Raw genomic sequence first — 18,381 nt, 5'->3', positions numbered from 1 at the left:
TTTTATTCTCAAATTCTATACAAGATGAACCATTTGGCATAAAGTAAAATTATTAGTAGAGAGGGGCATTGTGAATGATGGTCTTAAAAAGTAAGCAAAATATTTGGCTAGCCTTATTATTAGTGGTATTAGCGAGTAACTATACACTCTATAATACAGGATTTGGCACATCCCTTTTACCTATCGAAACAAATGGTGTTGTCATGGGCTCATTAATTGACTGTATTGTGGTGGTGCCTGTGATATTTATGCTTTATAAAGGTAAATTTTCATTAAAGCAAGCCATCCTATTAGCTGCAGCTGGCTGTATTGCTGCACGTTTTATCATTCCTATGGAACACCTTCAGCCTTATGTGGCAGTGACATGGGCTGGCTTTGCGATTGAAGGGTCTATTATTCTATTAGAAATTATCCTAGTGGCAACACTTGTACGATACCTGCCAAAAATCCTAGGGGAAGTGCGGAGAAGCTCTTTACCAGATCTCTTTTCATTTTCAAAAGCTGTAGAACAACATGCACCCAAGCATCCAGTTATTCAGATGATCTGTGCTGATTTATTAGTGCTTTATTATGGTTTCGCGAGTTGGAAAAGACAAGAACGACAAGGTTTATCTTTGCATAAAAATTCTAGCTATATCGCTTTTCAGCTCATGATTATTCATGGGATTGCTATTGAAACGATTGGTATTCACTGGTGGCTACATGAAAAGTCAATGATACTTTCCATTGTGTTGCTTGTTTTTAATATTTATTCAGTAATCTTCTTTCTTGCGGATATGCAGGCTATTCGCCTAAATCCTGTTTATGTCACAAATGATACATTGTACTTATCTCTGGGATTAATGAAACGTACTGAAATTCGTTTTGATCATATTGCTGAAATCATCGAAGACAAGGAGCGGTTAGAGGGAAAATTATCAAAAGATACGATAGACTTTATAGCACGTGATTTTGGTGAGGCCTATCCGCATTTTATTTTGAAAATGAAGGAGCCTGTGGAAGTAACGTTTATGCTAGGGATCAAGAAGCACTATAGTCACATAGCCATTAAAGCAGACCAGGTTCAAGAATTTAGACAAATGCTTGTAGAAGGAATGGCAATGAGTCAACATCATTAAAATTACTTATAAAAAAGTAGTCAATGTTTTGTGATCAAAACATTGACTATTTTTTTATTGATTGATTTTAATACTATTTAAACTAATTTTAACCTTCGGATTTTATAGTTTTAATGTACTGAGAATGATTGATTTACAGGAGGGCTTTGTTTTAGCGAAAGATTGATATGTTGAAAATTGTATGCCTGAGATAAAAGGGGAAGTGTATTAACAGCACGAATTAGTACAAGATTACAAAACCGCAATGTTCAACATGGCTATATGGAAGTACCAATAACGAAGAGATCAATCAAATACAGTCTATGACAGAGCAACAGCCATCCTTTGGTATGTAGTGAACAGATTGAAATGACAAAATTCCAGCCTGCACTAGCAGAATTAAGCACGAAAAGACGATATGAGCAGATTACATATTATGTAGAAACACCAGATCACTTGTTCCAAAATTTTCTTTAATAAAAGGCGAAGCGCATTTATTGGAGAAATATTATAATAAGCTTATTGAGCAACATACCATTTCTGACAGCATTACAAAAATTTTTATTCCCGTACATCCAATCGTGTACTTAAAGAACAAGTAATGTTAGAAAATGTAAGAGTAACAAAAGATAAAAACAAAAACCTCTGCATCTTTCTAGTCGATCAAAATCTACGAGCAAGTATTCCTTTACTGGTGTTTTTTATGTAAAGGATATCTGTCCTATTATGATCGACACTACAACAAGTAAAGAGGAGTTATTGAGAAGCGCTACTATCTGTTCATTCGAAGAGTAGCATTGCAAAAATATAAAGCGGTTACAAAGATGATATATAACTAGCATAGAAGAGGAGGGATTGTGTATGAACGATTGCATTCTTTTACAGTCTAGTCAAGATTGGCATCTACAGAGAATGTATATGAAGAAGTTTAACAAACTGGTACTGGTAAAAAGTGTTCATCATAATTCAGCAGAGACAAGAGCCAAACTACAATATGAATTTTCCTTGTTTTCGAATGAGCAAAATCCTTGGTTATTAAAGCCAATAGCTATTGATTATATAGATGATCAATATGCGATCATCTATGAAAATTTTAATGGAGTCCCCTTAAAGCAATTCAGTAATAAATTGATTTCTTTGCATCAATTTCTCCAGATTGCCATTGACCTTGTCAATATTTGTATGAAAATGCAACAAAGTGGTTTACTTTATCTACACCTACATCCTAATCAAATCTTAATCAATCCTAATTCTTTAAAAATAAAACTATTAAGCTCTGAATTTAGTACAAAATATGATGTAGAATCTCCAGTTGTGATTGAAAATCCCTATGAACGACTAGAACAGCTACCCTATTATGCACCTGAGCAAACTGGCAGACTTCATTTAGAGGTAGACTATCGGACAGATTTATATGCACTGGGGACCATTTTTTACGAAATACTGGGCGGTCAATTGCCTTTTCAAGCAAAGGATGCCGTCGATTTGATTTATGAAATCATCACAAAAAAACCAGAACCATTGGTAAGTTTAGACAGTCGTTATCATTCATTGCTTTGGGAAATGATTGAAAAGCTATTAGCTAAAAACCCAGCTGATCGTTATCAAAGTGCCATTGGTTTGAGAGAGGATTTGCTACAAATCCAACAGAAACTTTTAGTAAACGAACCGCTTGAAAATTTCCTGCTTGGTGAACAGGATTTGCATCTGAATACGGGACTGTCTACTAAGCTTTATGGGAGAGAATCGCAATTCGCAGAGCTTTCCTCTGTTTTTCGTCAGGTTGCAAAAGGTGACAAAAAGATGGTTACGATATCAGGACAAGCAGGGTATGGAAAGTCCAAGTTAGTTCAAGAATTAAAGGGTGAAATAGCGGCCGCAAAAGGCTATTTTATTACAACTAAGTATGAGCAATTGCAATTAGAAAATGACTATTCCATTGTTATACATCCTTTAAGGAGTTTATTGAAATTTATTTATATGGAAGGTGAAAGGTCTGTCCATTTATGGAAAAAATTATTTCAAGAGGTTAAATTAGTTGTGACAGATGAACTTATCCATCTATTACCTGAACTTAAATGGTTTGTGAAGGAGGAAGTACACTTCCAAAAAGAAGTTAGCCAAAATACAAAACAGCTCCATTCCTATACGTTTATATCGATTCAAAAAATTTTATTAACATTTGCTATGCAGAAGAAACCAGTTATATGGTTTGTAGATGATTTGCATTGGGCCAATCAAAGTACAGTTGAAATTATGACCCAAATTTTTGAGCAACACCGAGCAGGATACTTTATGATGATTGGTACATTCCGAGTGAATAAGGACAGCGCAGAGGAGGAAAATCAGCAAAGAACTTCTAGTTTTTCGAGCGGTCATCATATCCATTTACCCTTGCTTCAGGAACAACATGTTCAACAATGGTTGGAGGCATCTTTCCAGGCAAAGCCTCATACCATACAGATAATTGCCAAGCAATTATTTAATTTGACCAAAGGGAATCCGTTATTTGTGAAAGAGGCGTTTCGATCACTCCAGCAAGATAACACAATTTATTTTAATGCAACAACAAAAGAATGGGAGTTTAATCGTAAGAAATTTAATTTATCCCGATTGAACAACGAGCTACTTGTCTTTATTGAAACTAGAATGGCTAATTTAACAACAGAAGCCCATGAGATTTTACGCATAGTTGCATGTTTTGGTCAGCGCTTTGAATTTACAGATGTCTTAAAGCTCGTGTCCTTATCAGCTCAAGCGTTATTAAAACACCTGGAAACACTTGTTGAGAATGGCTTTATTATTCCGTTAGATGCCCATTATAAATGGGCAAGTACGTTAGAGCATGAAGGAATTTTACATACATTTTCTACCAAATTCCAATTTGTTCACGATCGTATTCAACAAGTAGCTTATCAGGACTTATCAGGGCAATTGCGTGCTAAATACCATTATCAAATTGGCCAGCTTTTAACAGATGACTCTCAAATGGCTGCAGATCATGATCGATTAAGCGAAATCGTCATGCATTTCAATTACAGTCGCCACTTATTGACTGGGGAAGAAAAGCAAAAGCTGGCTATCTGGAATTATCAACTCGGTATTGAGGCTAAAAGAATAGGGCTCTTTGATAATGCGCTAAAATTTTTTACAACTAGTAAAGAACTATTGACGCCTGATCATTGGGAGACTAGGAGAGAACAGTCGGTTAAATTATATGCAAATTTAGGTGAATGTGAATATTTAACTGGCCACTACGAACAATCGGAAATGCATTTAACAGAAGCTTTGCAGCACGCAGAGACAAAATTAGAAAAACTGATGATTAACAATTTGAAAACGGTATTATACATTGAGTCCGATAACCCTACTATTGGTCTAGAAGCAGGCTTGGCAGGTTTTCAAGTTGCGAATCTTAAAATTTCAGCATATCCTAAAAAGTCACAGCTTCTAAAAGAGTATCTATTGTTGAAATGGGCATTGCGACATATGTCTGACCAAGACTTGTTGCAGCATCCGCCAACGAATAGTAAAGAAATTGATATTTTGATTCATTTAATTATTAATATGACGGCAAGTGCTTTCCTATTAAATCCTAACTTAACAGGCATTCTTTTAATGAAAGGGCTGCGTTTACAGTTGAAGTATGGCGCTACATCGAAAAGCGGCATGGTATTGATTAACTATGCTATGCTTTTAAATGCAGGTTTTGCCAATATAAAAGAAGCCACTCGCTTTGGCAAACTTGCCATCATTGTTGCGGATAACCAAGAAAGCATATATATCAAGGGCCATACTTATTATGTGTATGGCGTGTTTATCAGTCATTGGACAGAGCCCTATGAAACCAGTATTCAATATATTAATGAGGCTCAAGCAAAAAGCCAAGAGCTTGGCTTATATCATTTAGTATCCTCAGCATCATGTTTTATTGTCGCTATACGCCTTATTCAGGGTGTTAACCTAGAGGATTTACAACAAGAAATTAGACGACAACAAGATGAATTTTCTATTCATGCAAGTACCCTTTCGATTGACTTTTTAGCCGAAATGGGGAGATGGATGAATATCCTCCGCTCTCCTCATCATCCTGTACATTGGGCCTGTCCTATCACAATACAGGATCAGCCTGCTATTAAAATCATGCATTATTCAGTGCGTTTACAAATGTCCTTTTTATTAGCGGATGAAATACAAGGGAAAGCGATTCTGGTTGAATTAAAGAAGCTAAGTAAGGAAAGTTATACATTACCAATCACCACGGTCTATTATTTTTATCGGGCCATGTGGCAATTTCACTTTCTGCATAGTCAAAATTGTCAGGTACAGGAGCAGAGGTTATTTTTAACGGATATACGTCAAAGCCTCAAGAAATTTAAGAAATGGGCTGTTTATTCTTCAGAAAATTATGAGCATCTCTATGCTTTATTAATGGCAGAGAATTACCGTTTACACAACAACGACAGTGAGGCAGACCTCTATTATGACCGAGCAATACGATTAGCAAGTATGAATGGTTTTGTCCAGGATACAGCCTTAGCATATGAACGAGCTGCTAACTATTATCTCGCAAAACAGCAAAAGAAAACGGCAAGGCATTATATATTGAATGGTATTCAAAGTATTGAAACGTGGGGAGCAGAAACAGTTGCTAGCAGATGGGCAAGAGAATATCAAGTGCATCGCAAACTGGAGAATCACAGTAGAGAATCACTCACGTTTGATATGATGACGGTTTTTGAAACGACTCAATCATTTGCAACAGCTATTCGTATGGAAGAATTACTGCATAAAATATTGTTTTCACTGTTAAAGCATGTGGGGGCAGATAGTGGCTATTTCATTCATAAACAGCAGCATGAATTATTGGTGTTAGCAAAGGCGGAAGCTGCGGAAAAAACATTTACGATGTATGATCAACAAAGTATGGAGAATTTTAATGCGAATATGCAATCGATTATACGCTATGTTCTTAATAGTAAAGAGCATGTGATTATCGACAATACACAAATAACACAGCATCCTCTTTTCTCCTATTCGACGGCTAAATCTATTCTTTGCCTACCGATTATCCATCAAAATGAAATTATTTCGATATTGTATTTTGAGAATACTTTAATGACGAATGCCTTCCATCCATCTCATGTTCAGCTATTGAAAGTAATTGCGGCTCAAATTGCCGTTTCTTTTGAAAATGCGAAAATATATGGAGATTTAGAAAAACGTGTTCAGTTGCGTACTAGGGAGCTAGATGAGACGAATCGGCATTTGATAAAAATGAATGAACGTTTAGAAAAAAATGAACTGGAACGTAAAAAACTCTTGCATAGTATTTCCCATGAATTACGCTCCCCGTTAACCTCTACATTAGGGTATATAGAACTTATGCTAGAGGGCGTGATTGATGACGCAGTAGCCAGAAAGAAATATTTAATACGAAGTAAAGAAAGGCTATTATCATTAAATAACTTAATTCAAGATTTGTTTGATTTAGCAAATCTAGAAGCTGGTAGAGCAGAATTTTCTTTTACAGAGGTAAAGGCAAAGGAATTATTTTTACAAATGGCAACCCGTTATGAGGATGAAGTAAAACAATCAGGATTAGCATTCAGTGCTCACTTTTACGGTCATGAAGAAGCTCAGCTACTGATTGATAAAACGCGAATCAATCAAGTGATTGAAAATATCATGACCAATGCAATGAAATATACATCAAATGGTGGTATTCAATTGTCCTTCCATGTAGAGGACAAGCACTTGTTTTGTTCGATTGCAGATAGTGGCATTGGTATTGCTGAGAGTGATCTTCCCTTTATTTTTGATAGCTATTATCGAGCAACTAACACTCATGAAGCACATTCGCATGGCATTGGCTTAGCTATCTGTAAACAAATTGTTCGCCAGCATAATGGTGAGATTTTTGTTGAAAGTCTTGAAAATGAAGGAAGCATATTTAGCTTTACATTACCACTAGTTAAGGTATTGGTAAAAAATTAAAAAGGGGTGGTGAGTGTTTTCTTACTTCTCACCACTCTCTTTTTTATAAACGAATTGGTAGCCAAAGCCTCTCACTGTTTGAATCCATTTCGGCTTTGAGGGGATATCTTCAATTTTACGACGAAGCGTACTAATATGGACAGATACGGTTTTCAAATCAGTGACACCGTCATAGCCCCACACATGATCAATGAGTTGATCGACACTAATCACTTGATTCGCATGCTCAATTAGAAAAAAGAGGAGTAGCTTCTCCTTCGTAAATAAATTTAAAAGCTGTCCATCCTTATAAACATTTTTCTCATCTAAATGTATGGACAGATTATCTATATGTACAATATTACTTTTCTTTGTTGGGTTTCTTCTTTTTAAATTTGCTTGGATACGGGCCAATAATTCTTTTGGAATAAATGGCTTTGTCATATAATCATCTGCCCCCACCTCAAAGCCCTCAAGTTTCTGTTCAATTAGATGATTGACGGTCACAAAAATGATAATGACATCCGATACATCACGGATTCTTTTGGCTAACTCGAAGCCTGTACCATCTGGTAAATTAACATCTAACAAGATTAAATCTGGTTGTTGCGTGACAGCGAGATGCCAGCCACTGGATAGAGATGATGCCTTTAATACATTATAGTTAGCATTAGCTAGCGTGAGCGATAAAACCTCCATAATATCTATATCATCTTCCACTATTAAAATTTTCTCGTTCGACATATCTATTAATCACCTTCCTATTTCAAATATACCAACTTTTGTCTATGTTGGGAATTAGAAGACTTAGAGGTCGAATGATTTTAGAATCTCTATAACCTTTAGGTTAAAATAATCATGCGAGTTTACTAAAAATAAATAAAGACTTCTATTTCCCATTAGAAATGAAGTCTCTAAAAAATTAATCTAGGTGTGCGATAGCATGGAGTAGATCATCACGGATGGCCTCCCAAAATTGTTGTTGAACACTATCACTGTACGTATAAAGCTCTTTATGTTGAACATGGTCATAGATGGCAGCAATCGTTTCTTGATGAAAAGAGAGACGATGGTTTAATAGCTCTCGTTCTTCTTCAATACAAAATAGTTTATAAATATCGGATAAGCGTTCAAACTTTGCTAATTTCTGTGTCATCACTTCATATTGTGTTTGATGAAAACGCCCTACGGCAGAAGTCATTGAGATTTTTGCCCGATGCTCTGCTTGTAATGTCCGATACTCCTCTTGACGGATGGCCACACGATACCAAAATTCATAACGATTAGGTAATTCTTTTAGTTCATAGGTAAGTAATGATTTTAAAATTGAATGCACTTGTTCATATGTATCGATGATCTTCGCTGGTTCTTTAAAAATGCCAAACATACTACCACCCCCATGTAGTTTAATACTACGAGTGAAGATGAAAATCCTTTAAAATAATCATAATATTCAAAAGCGAGAACCTACTAATTATTGAAACCTTGACTCCGTAGTTACGTAAAGATTTACAGGGGGTGAGTCAATGTATGAGTATAAATTTGTACAAACACATTTAGGTAGCTTTTTTCAGGAATCTACCTATCGGAAAACAATCGAAGAATACGCGGAGCAAGGTTGGCGTTTAGTGCAAGTATTGCCGATTGCTTATAATGGACATGGGAAACCAACAGACTATGAAATCATTTTTGAGAGATTATTATCATGACTATCAATGAACGCTAGATTCTTGCCATAAATGGTGGGAGTTTAGCGTTTTCTTATTTTAATACAAAATTTGCTGTTTTTATTAACAAAAATAGTGTATTCAGAAAAATATAGAAATAGCATTTACAAAACAAAAATATATGTGTTAACTTAAATAGTGTTAATGGTTAACTTAAAAGAGGGAGGTTAACAATGCAACATTTTTGGGTTGTCGGTACAGATACGGATGTTGGGAAAACAATTGTCACCACCATGTTGATGTGTCATTTACAAAAACAAGGCTTGAAAGTTTCACCATACAAGCCTGTGCAAACAGGAGAGGTATACGAAAACGGTCGTGGCTATTATCATGATACAGCCATGTATGAAAAGTACTCCTTACAAAAGCTTCAACAAGAGCATCTCAATAGCTATTCATTTAGAGAAGCTGCATCGCCACATTTTGCTGCGCAACTGGAGGGGCAGCAAATTGATGTCAATGAGCTATTATTGCGGATTCAATTATTACAAGCGTCCTATGATGTTGTGATATGTGAGGGAGCGGGAGGGCTTTTTGTTCCTTTTACTGCTCCTCATGGGATGACGCTGCTTGATGTCATCGTTAGTAGCAAGCTGCCAGTAGTGCTTGTTACAAGTACATCCCTAGGGACGATCAATCACACATTATTAACAATAGAGGCATTGCGCTCTCGTGAAGTTGACGTTCTTGGCATAGTGTTTAATGGGAACACAGGTAGCGGTATGGAGCAAGATAATATACAAACGATTTTACAGTACCATCCCTTGCCCTATGCGATTATTCCAAAGCTACAAAATTTGTCACAGCTAATGGATTATGCCATGACGCACACCACACTGTTTGAAAGGTTTTTTAACTATGAAACAAGCATTAACTGATTTACAGCTAAGAGATTTACGTCATGTATGGCATCCATGCTCACAAATGAAGGACTATGAGGCATTTCCACCCATCGTCATAAAAAAGGGGCAAGGCGTGTGGCTTTATGACGAACATGATCAGCGTTATTTGGATGCTGTATCTTCTTGGTGGGTTAATTTATTTGGACATGCCAATCCGCGTATTAGCCAAGCTTTAAGTGAGCAAGCATTTACATTAGAGCATACGATCTTTGCTAATTTTACACATGAACCAGCCATACAATTGGCTGAAAAATTAACCGCATTAGCACCCCAGGGATTACATAAAGTCTTTTTTGCCGATAATGGCTCATCTGCTATTGAAGTTGCATTGAAAATGAGCTTTCAATACCATATGCAGACGGGGAAACCAGCAAAAAAGCGCTTTCTCGCCTTGACGGATGCCTATCATGGAGAAACTATTGGTGCTTTATCCATAGGAGGGGTAGGGCTTTACAATGAAGTTTACCAGCCTCTGTTATTAGATACTGTTCGTGCCAAAGGGCCAGATTGCTTCCGCTGTCCATTTCAGGAAGATCCAGCAAGCTGTAATGCACCATGTAGTCAATTTGTTGAGGAACAACTTCAAGCGCATCATGAGGAAATCACGGCAGTTATTATTGAACCATTAATTCAGGCTGCAGCAGGTATGAAAATGTATCCGCCTGTCTATTTACAGCGCTTACGGGCGTTGTGCTCACATTATGATGTGCACTTCATTGCAGATGAAATTGCTGTAGGTTTTGGTCGGACCGGTACATTATTTGCCTGTCAACAAGCGGACATCATGCCAGATTTTATGTGTTTATCAAAGGGGCTAACAGGTGGTTATTTACCTTTATCAGTTGTCTTAACGACGGAGCAAATCTATGACGCTTTTTATGATGATTACGGAACAATGAAGGCTTTTTTACATTCGCATAGCTATTCAGGCAATACTTTGGCCTGTCGTGTGGCACTGGAAGTGTTAACGATGTTTCAAGAGGAACAAGTGATGGAGATGATTCAGCACAAGGGACAATACATGCGAGCGTTAGCCATGGAAGCTTTTTGTGATATGCCTTATGTGGGTGAATACCGACAAGTTGGTTTAGTGGGAGCGATTGAACTAGTAAAGGACCGGCGGACAAAGGAAGCGTTCGCCAGTGAGGAGCGTATCGGCTATCAAATTTATCAACGGGCTTTAACGAAAGGCTTACTCATCAGACCGCTCGGCAATGTTCTGTATTTTATGCCACCTTATATTATTTCTGAAGAGGAAATGTCATTTATGATTCATACAACGAAAGAGACAATCGAACAATTTTTCCAGGACAGGGGGGCTAAGGGTGGGTAAGCGACAACAAACATTAGCGCTAGTCATGATTGCCATGTTTGCTGCTCTAACAGCAATCGGAGCTTTTGTTAAAATTCCATTGCCTGTCGTACCGTTTACATTACAGATTGTTTTTGTATTTTTAGCAGGCTGTTTATTGGGTAGTCGGAATGGTTTTTATAGTCAACTTGTCTATATCAGCGTGGGCTTAGTAGGCTTACCTGTTTTTACACAGGGTGGTGGTATCACATATGTCTTACAGCCAACTTTTGGTTATCTGATTGGCTTTGCCCTAGCCGCCTATGTGATTGGGTTCATTATTGAAAGGATTGAGACGCCGACGAAAAAGCATTTTATTGCAGCAACCATTATTGGGCTGGTTATTATTTATGCTGTGGCTCTTCCTTATTTGTATGTAGCATTGAATTTCTGGTTAGACATGAAGTCAAGCTGGTCACATGTGTTTGTTGTCGGCTTTTTAAGTAGTATTGTCGCTGATTTTTGCTTAGCTATTACATCAGCGCTATTAGCTGAGCGCTTGTATAAAGTATTTCAGTCAGCAAGAAATGTGAAATTTTCACACGTAGAGGGGGAGAATGTAATATGAATTATTACCAATTAGCACAAGAAGTTATTGCTGGAAAGATCATTAGCAATGAAGAGGCACTTGCCATATTAAATAGTGAGGATGATGAGCTATTACAGCTTATGGATGGTGCTTTTACGATTCGTCGTCATTATTATGGTAAAAAAGTTAAATTGAATATGATTATGAACGCCAAAAGCGGATATTGCCCCGAGGATTGTGGCTATTGCTCCCAGTCCTCTAAATCAACGGCTCCTATTGAAAAATACCCATTTATTACAAAAGAGGAAATTTTAGCAGGTGCAAAACGAGCGTTTGACAATAAGATTGGGACGTATTGTATTGTAGCCAGTGGTCGTGGGCCAACACGTAAGGATGTCAATGTCGTGAGTGAGGCGGTTGCTGAAATAAAAGAAAAGTTTGGCTTGAAGGTTTGTGCCTGTCTTGGCTTACTAAAAGAAGAACAGGCACAGCAACTAAAGGAAGCGGGGGTGGATCGCTACAATCATAATTTAAATACATCGGAACGTCATCATTCCTTCATCACGACCTCACATACATATGAGGATCGTGTCAATACGGTAGAGATTGTGAAAAAGCATGGAATTTCACCTTGCTCGGGTGCCATTATTGGGATGAAGGAAACAAAAGAGGATGTCGTCAATATTGCACGCGCCCTCCATCAATTGGACGCTGATTCTATTCCTGTAAACTTTTTAAATGCAATTGATGGCACAAAGCTAGAAGGGACAAAGGATTTAAATCCCCGTTATTGTTTAAAGGTTTTAGCTTTATTCCGCTACATCAATCCGACAAAGGAAATCCGTATTTCGGGTGGTCGTGAAATCAATTTAGGCTCACTTCAGCCACTTGGTCTCTATGCAGCTAATAGTATTTTTGTTGGGGATTATTTAACAACAGCAGGACAGGAAGCGAATAGCGATTATCGCATGCTGGAGGATTTGGGCTTCGAAATTGAATTAACACATAAACAAGAAGAAGTATTTTGTTAAACTTATGACATGTAAATCTACTACTACAGCAAAAACCGTACTTTTGTACGGTTTTTTGGCTATAGATGAAAAGAGACGGATAGACCTGACTTCACTGGCAGTGGATATACCTATAAAATCAAGGCTTTCACAAATTGTTCAATGAAAGCGTTTTGAAATTGAACAGTTTGTGAAGACCTTCACATAAAGCTTTCTTTTTGAAAAAATCAGCGTAAAATAAGAATCAAGTAAGGAATTGTTATAAAACAGTTGATAAGTCGTATCACAAATTTTGGTGGTTGTTATATTACAAAAATAATGAGTGAAGGGAGCTTTTCACATGTGGGTTATTACAGTTTTTGATAAAAAGGACGTTCGAATTTTTGAGTACGCGAGCAAAAATGAGGCAACAGAAGCTTTAGCAAAATTCAAGAAAAATGCCGTTTTAACGTATACAAAATAAGTTGCTGATAAAGCAGCCCTCTACCGACAGAGGGCTGTTTTTTAATGTACAACAATGGAAACAGCACTGTACATTAATAATAGTGCCATGATCATGTTAAATGGTTTTCGATATTGCTGTAGTGCTTTTTGAAAAACGGAGCCACATAATGCCCAACTAAATGTACTGATTACCCCTACTAGCGCTAAAAAGAACGAGAAGAGTAGATAGCTTATGTAGGATGAGTAGTAGGGTAGGATGTAAGTTGCGACAACAGTAAGACCAAATAAAATACCTTTTGGGTTAATAAATTGAACGCACGCTCCTAAAAAAAATAGGTTTCGTTTTTCTTCTTCGTTGTCGTGATCCTCTAATTCTTTGCTTGTTAAAATTTTATAAGCCAGGTACAACATATAGCCTACACCAAATATGGTTAGGGGTAATTCAATGGCAGGTAAAATGTTTAACATGATCGTGTTAAAAAAGCTACTAAGACCAATAATGATGAAAAAACCAATCCCTACACCTAAACAGAATGGAATCGTTTTCGCTAAGCCATATTGTTTAGCAAAAACCATCGCCATAAAATTATTAGGGCCAGGTGTAAAGCTTGTAATGATGATAAATAATAAAAAGGAAAATACAGGCAAAAAAAATCCCTTCTTTCAAGTTGTATGATATAATGCACGAAATAGACTGTATAACGTCGGTCTTTTTATTATACAAAACGTACGTTATATTGTACATGCAAGGAGGGCTTTTGGATGGAAGAAATTCATCTCGTCTTTGCGAGAAATTTAAAGGCAATTCGAGAAAGGGAGAAATTAAGCTTAGAGAAAGTTTCTCAGCTTAGTGGCGTGAGTAAAACGATGATTGGTCAAATTGAGAGGGGAGAATCCAGTCCAACTTTGACAACAATTTGGAAAATTGCAAATGGATTAAAGGTTTCGTTTACAGAGCTTATTCATCCTCCCCAACCTGAGACGGAGGTTATTCGCGGTAAAGAAATTCAAGTATTGAAGGAAGATCATGGCCGATATATGGTTTATCCTCATTTCCCCTATCAAAAGGATAGTCGTTTTGAAATATATACAATTGAAATCAAAGAAAATGGAACGTTAGATGCTGAGGCTCATCGAGAAGGAACGGAGGAATATATAACCGTTTTTGATGGGGAATTAATCATCCATATACAGGGTCAGGATTATCGATTAACAAGTGGTGATGCCATACGATTTAAGGCTGACCGTCCACACACATACAGCAATCCAGGTAGTACAGTAACACGACTTAGTATGACTATTTACTATCCACATTAAAAAACGTATAAACGCTTTTCACAGCGTTTATACGTTTTCGTTTTATAAAATACTAGCTAAACGTTTAATTCCCTCACGGATGACTTCAGGTGTTGCATTTGTATAGTTAAGACGCATTGTGTTCACATTCGTTTTTGATGTGTAGAATGGATCGCCAGGCACGAAGGCAACCTTTTGTTCCATCGCTTTATTGAATACATCAAGGGCCGGTGTACCGTCCTTCATTGTTGCCCAAATGAACATGCCACCCTCTGGTCGTGTATATTCAACATGGGCAGGGAAAAACTCCTGCATAGCATCAAGCATCGCATCCGACTGATTTTTATATAAAGCAATAATTTTCTTTACATGTTCGGTATAATCATTACTTGCTAAGTAATCGTAGATAACATATTGTGAAAAAATATTAGTATGAAGATCAGACGCTTGCTTCGCTGTTTCAATATGCTGCAAAAGCTCTTTGTTTTTTGTGATAATAAAGCCAAGACGCATGCCTGGTGTGACCGTTTTAGAGAAAGAACCTAGTAAAATACTATTTTCTAATTTACCAGCACCGATATATGGAAGTGGCTCCCCTTGGAAACGTAGCTCTCCGTATGGATCATCCTCAATTAAAGCAACATCATATTTTGCCACTATTTCGCAAATTTGCTCACGCTTTTCTTTCGAATATGTGAGTCCTGTTGGGTTTTGGAAGTTCGGCACCGTATAAATGAATTTTACATTTGGTTGTTGTAGAGCACGCTCTAACTCTTCTAAGTTAAGACCATCATTTTCTAGCGTAACACCATGGAAAGTTGGCTCTGTTAAAGTAAAGGCTTGAATAGCCCCTAGGTAACCTGGCTCTTCGATGATAATGCCATCGCCTTTATTGATAAGTACTTTACCAATTAGTTCAAGCGCTTGCTGTGAACCTGTAGTAATAAAGACATCGTCAGCATGTACATCAAGTCCATGGACACGTTGATATTTCGCGGCAATATATTCACGCAATGGTGCATAACCCTGTGTGGATGAATATTGGAATAATCGGCTGCCATTTACTGTAATAGCATGGTCTACGGATGCTCTCAATGCATCAATCGGGAAAGAAATCGGGTTTGGAAGCCCGCCCGCAAAGGAAATAACGTCCTCTGCATCTGTCACTTTTAAAATATTTCGAATAAATGAGGATGGTGTTTTTAAGATTCTTTCAGAATATTGCATAATTATCGGTCCTTTTTTTCTGATTTTTTAAAAATTATATCATTGTCATCGTGTGCATACAATATTATCATTGTATGCAAGACAATTAAACTATTGTATGCAAATTAAGAGAAAGAAGGGCCTAGTGAATGCCTATTAATTCATTTGACGAGTATCCAATGAGTTGGAAGCCGGATATTAGCAATATTTCTGCTCCGTTATATATAGCCATCGCACATCAGCTAGAACAAGATATTAAGGATGGAAAGCTAGTACCAGGCACAAAATTGCCACCCCAGCGTGAATTAGCTGATTTTTTAGATGTGAATTTGAGTACGATTACAAGAGCCTTTAAGCTTTGTGGCCAAAAAGGATTAATTTATGCCTCAATTGGCAGCGGTACATTCGTTTCAACAGATGCGGCTAGCAATAAAATGTTACTGCCAACCAACCATGCCACACCTATCATTGAAATGGGCTCTGTTCTACCAGATAATTTTGTTAATGATGATATTACACGCTTTATGAAGAAAATGATAAACGAACCTAGTTTTAGCATGCTATTTCAATATGGACGACCTGAGGGCAATGCATGGCAAAACGAAGCCGTGATGAAGCTACTCGAACTAGTAAATTTTCCAACAGATCAGCCTATTCTTCTAGGAGCAGGCGGACAAAATGCCATTGTGGGAACCCTTGCAGCTTTATTTCAGCCAGGCGACCGCATTGGTACAGATCCAATTACCTATGCAGGCATTAAAACAGCTGCAAATATGCTTGGTATCCAGCTTGTGGCTATCCAACAATGTCAGGGTGAAATGACAAAAGAAGGATTACTATATGCTTGTAAAAATGAGCATATCAAAGGAATCTATGTGATCCCTGATTTTCATAACCCAACGACTCATACGATGTCAGTAGAAACAAGAAAAATGATTGCAGACGTGGCAAGACAGAAGGATTTGCTTGTGATCGAGGATGCTATCTATAGTTTTCTCAAGGAGCAACCGCTTGCTCCGATTGCTTCTTATGCACCTGATAAGGTTATTTACATTGCTAGCCTATCTAAAACACTATCACCTGGTTTACGATTATCCTTCCTTGTGACACCGCCTGCGCTACGTAAAAAAATAATGGAAACGCTCTATAATATCAACATTTCTGTTTCTCCTATCATGCTGGAGCTTGCAGCACGATTAATCCATGAAGGTGTTGCCCAAACGATATTAGAAAAACACCGAGCATATGCCAAGCAGCAAAATGCGCTTGTCGATCAGTATTTAGGGGATTATCACATATTAGGGGATGAGGAATGTATTTTTAGGTGGCTCCAATTGCCTGATAAATTTACGGGTGTTCAATTTGAATTGTTAGCTTCGAAAGCTGGTGTACAAGTCTATGCAGCGGAACGCTTTGCCGTAGGGAATACAAAGCCTGTCAATGCCGTTCGTTTAGCCATTGCAGCGCCAGAATCTCAACTTGAGCAAGCGTTAATTATTTTAAAGGACCTCCTCGAAAGTAATGGTGATTATGCATTTGTTGATTAGAGGTTATGGGGCGTATAATAAGGCTAAGAAAGAAACGAGGTGATGAGCATGGCACATAAAGGGCGTGTTATTTTGCATGTGGATATGAACAGTTTCTATGCTTCTGTGGAGCAAGCACATGACCCAAGTTTAAAGGGGAAGCCTATCGCAATTGCAGGGAACCCAAAGGAACGGCGTGGCATTTTAGTAACTTGTTCATATGAAGCAAGAGCGCTAGGCATTTATACAACTATGACTGTTCATGAAGCGAAGCGTAAATGTCCTGAGCTATTGTTATTACCTCCAGATTTTCAAAAGTATCGTCATGCATCTAAAGAAATGTTCACCATTCTTCGAAGCTATACACCATTAGTAGAGCCTGTTTCGATTGATGAGGGCTACTTGGATGTGACTGAGCTAAGCAAGGAACGGCATGCCTTAAGTATTGCCCAGGAAATACAAGTGCGCATTTTAGCTGAGCTGGATTTACCTTGTTCCATCGGTATTGCACCGAATAAATTTTTAGCGAAAACAGCCTCTGATATGAAGAAACCAATGGGGATTACCGTACTACGAATACGGGATATTGAACAGCAATTATGGCATCGTGAGGTTGTCAACATGCATGGGATTGGAGCAAGTACTGCTAAAAAATTAAATGCACAAGGCATCTTTACAATAGGTGATTTAGCTAAGACAGAAGAATTTAAAATGAAGCAAATTTTAGGGAAGAATGGGGTACGGCTTCGAGCAAGGGCCAATGGGGTGGATCAGCGCATGGTCGATCCTGAGGCAATCTTTGATACGAAAAGCGTTGGGAATTCAACAACATTACCAGAAGATGTAACAGATGTTCGTACACTTCATAAAACAATCGAAGGTCTATGTAAAAAAGTGGTGGAGCGTCTTGATGCCAAGCGCTTAGCAGGTTCAACTGTGAGCATTCAAATACGGGATGCTGATTGGCATAATCATACACGTTCGAAAACAATGTCCAATGTCCTGTATCGTTATGAAGAAATTTACGACATTGCTTGTACTTTATTTGATAAGCATTGGGATGAATCTCCTGTAAGATTACTTGGTGTAACGGTTTCCAATGTGGTGGATCGTAAAGATTATTCACAGCAATTATCGATATTTGATTTTCAGGAGCATGCGAAAGATGAACCGATTCTCAAGCTTGTCGATGAAATTGAGGGACGGTTTGGCAAGGGGATTATAAAACGTGGTGTAGATTTAGGGAAACGTTCCTCCTATCAATCACAAACAAGCTTTAGTAAAGATTTTTTAGATGACCATGAATGAGAAAGAATG

General features: G+C 37.6%; 15 protein-coding genes. 11 read left to right on the top strand and 4 right to left on the bottom strand.

Annotation, left to right across the window (positions count from 1 at the left end):
• The first annotated feature begins 74 nt into the window (after window positions 1–74).
• Both C7B89_RS06805 and C7B89_RS06800 read left to right on the top strand, forming a co-directional pair.
• On the top strand, window positions 75–1,118 hold the full coding sequence (locus C7B89_RS06805; protein WP_115673372.1) for a beta-carotene 15,15'-monooxygenase: 1,044 nt from the start codon (window positions 75–77) through the stop codon (window positions 1,116–1,118).
• An 840-nt stretch (window positions 1,119–1,958) separates the two neighbouring features.
• Entirely contained in the window at window positions 1,959–7,094 is a 5,136-nt protein-coding gene (locus tag C7B89_RS06800; RefSeq protein ID WP_115673371.1) for an ATP-binding protein, read from the top strand.
• A 21-nt stretch (window positions 7,095–7,115) separates the two neighbouring features.
• Here C7B89_RS06800 and C7B89_RS06795 read toward each other — a convergent pair whose 3' ends face one another.
• On the bottom strand, window positions 7,116–7,817 hold the full coding sequence (locus tag C7B89_RS06795) for a response regulator transcription factor (protein WP_048392324.1): 702 nt from the start codon (window positions 7,815–7,817) through the stop codon (window positions 7,116–7,118).
• A gap of 178 nt (window positions 7,818–7,995) precedes the next feature.
• On the bottom strand, window positions 7,996–8,460 hold the full coding sequence (locus tag C7B89_RS06790) for a hypothetical protein (protein ID WP_115673370.1): 465 nt from the start codon (window positions 8,458–8,460) through the stop codon (window positions 7,996–7,998).
• Window positions 8,461–8,599: 139 nt separating this feature from the next.
• Here C7B89_RS06790 and C7B89_RS06785 point away from each other — a divergent pair, with 139 nt between their 5' ends.
• The 6 genes from C7B89_RS06785 (at window position 8,600) to C7B89_RS23405 (ending at window position 13,055) form a co-directional block, all read left to right on the top strand.
• Entirely contained in the window at window positions 8,600–8,782 is a 183-nt protein-coding gene (locus tag C7B89_RS06785) for a DUF4177 domain-containing protein (protein ID WP_112118339.1), read from the top strand.
• Window positions 8,783–8,973: 191 nt separating this feature from the next.
• Window positions 8,974–9,678, top strand: coding sequence for a dethiobiotin synthase (gene bioD, locus C7B89_RS06780; protein WP_115673369.1), 705 nt, complete (start codon window positions 8,974–8,976; stop codon window positions 9,676–9,678).
• Window positions 9,659–11,035, top strand: a complete 1,377-nt coding sequence (gene bioA, locus C7B89_RS06775) for an adenosylmethionine--8-amino-7-oxononanoate transaminase (protein ID WP_115673368.1) — start codon at window positions 9,659–9,661, stop codon at window positions 11,033–11,035. The genes bioD and bioA overlap by 20 nt, the downstream gene beginning before the upstream one ends.
• A complete protein-coding gene (locus C7B89_RS06770) occupies window positions 11,028–11,621 on the top strand; it encodes a biotin transporter BioY (RefSeq protein WP_115673367.1) in 594 nt (197 codons plus the stop codon). Before bioA ends, C7B89_RS06770 begins: the two co-directional genes overlap by 8 nt.
• A complete protein-coding gene (gene bioB / locus C7B89_RS06765; protein ID WP_115673366.1) occupies window positions 11,618–12,613 on the top strand; it encodes a biotin synthase BioB in 996 nt (331 codons plus the stop codon). The genes C7B89_RS06770 and bioB overlap by 4 nt, the downstream gene beginning before the upstream one ends.
• Window positions 12,614–12,932: 319 nt before the next feature.
• The gene (locus C7B89_RS23405) at window positions 12,933–13,055 is read left to right on the top strand and encodes a hypothetical protein (RefSeq protein ID WP_004231260.1); all 123 of its coding nucleotides are present in this window, start codon (window positions 12,933–12,935) and stop codon (window positions 13,053–13,055) included.
• A 41-nt stretch (window positions 13,056–13,096) separates the two neighbouring features.
• Here C7B89_RS23405 and C7B89_RS06760 read toward each other — a convergent pair whose 3' ends face one another.
• Entirely contained in the window at window positions 13,097–13,684 is a 588-nt protein-coding gene (locus C7B89_RS06760) for a LysE family transporter (protein WP_115673365.1), read from the bottom strand.
• 114 nt (window positions 13,685–13,798) lie between these two features.
• Here C7B89_RS06760 and C7B89_RS06755 point away from each other — a divergent pair, with 114 nt between their 5' ends.
• Window positions 13,799–14,353: a helix-turn-helix domain-containing protein gene (locus C7B89_RS06755; RefSeq protein WP_054549190.1), complete on the top strand. Its 555-nt coding sequence runs from the start codon at window positions 13,799–13,801 to the stop codon at window positions 14,351–14,353.
• Between the two features lie 42 nt (window positions 14,354–14,395).
• Here the strand turns inward: C7B89_RS06755 and C7B89_RS06750 are convergent, their stop codons facing one another.
• The gene (locus C7B89_RS06750; RefSeq protein ID WP_048392333.1) at window positions 14,396–15,559 is read right to left on the bottom strand and encodes an aminotransferase-like domain-containing protein; all 1,164 of its coding nucleotides are present in this window, start codon (window positions 15,557–15,559) and stop codon (window positions 14,396–14,398) included.
• A 128-nt stretch (window positions 15,560–15,687) separates the two neighbouring features.
• On the opposite strand from C7B89_RS06750, the gene C7B89_RS06745 reads away from it, so the two are divergent.
• Both C7B89_RS06745 and C7B89_RS06740 read left to right on the top strand, forming a co-directional pair.
• Entirely contained in the window at window positions 15,688–17,085 is a 1,398-nt protein-coding gene (locus C7B89_RS06745; RefSeq protein ID WP_115673364.1) for an aminotransferase-like domain-containing protein, read from the top strand.
• A 48-nt stretch (window positions 17,086–17,133) separates the two neighbouring features.
• Window positions 17,134–18,372 carry a DNA polymerase IV gene (locus C7B89_RS06740; RefSeq protein ID WP_115673363.1) on the top strand — a complete coding sequence of 413 codons (1,239 nt, stop codon included), beginning with the start codon at window positions 17,134–17,136 and terminating at the stop codon, window positions 18,370–18,372.
• The last annotated feature ends 9 nt before the right edge of the window (window positions 18,373–18,381 follow it).

The sequence above is a fragment of the Lysinibacillus capsici genome, from assembly GCF_003367505.1.
Classification (GTDB): Bacteria; Bacillota; Bacilli; order Bacillales_A; family Planococcaceae; genus Lysinibacillus; species Lysinibacillus capsici.
Note: the sequence above shows the minus strand (reverse complement) of the source record. Positions and strands in the feature narration are given on the sequence as shown.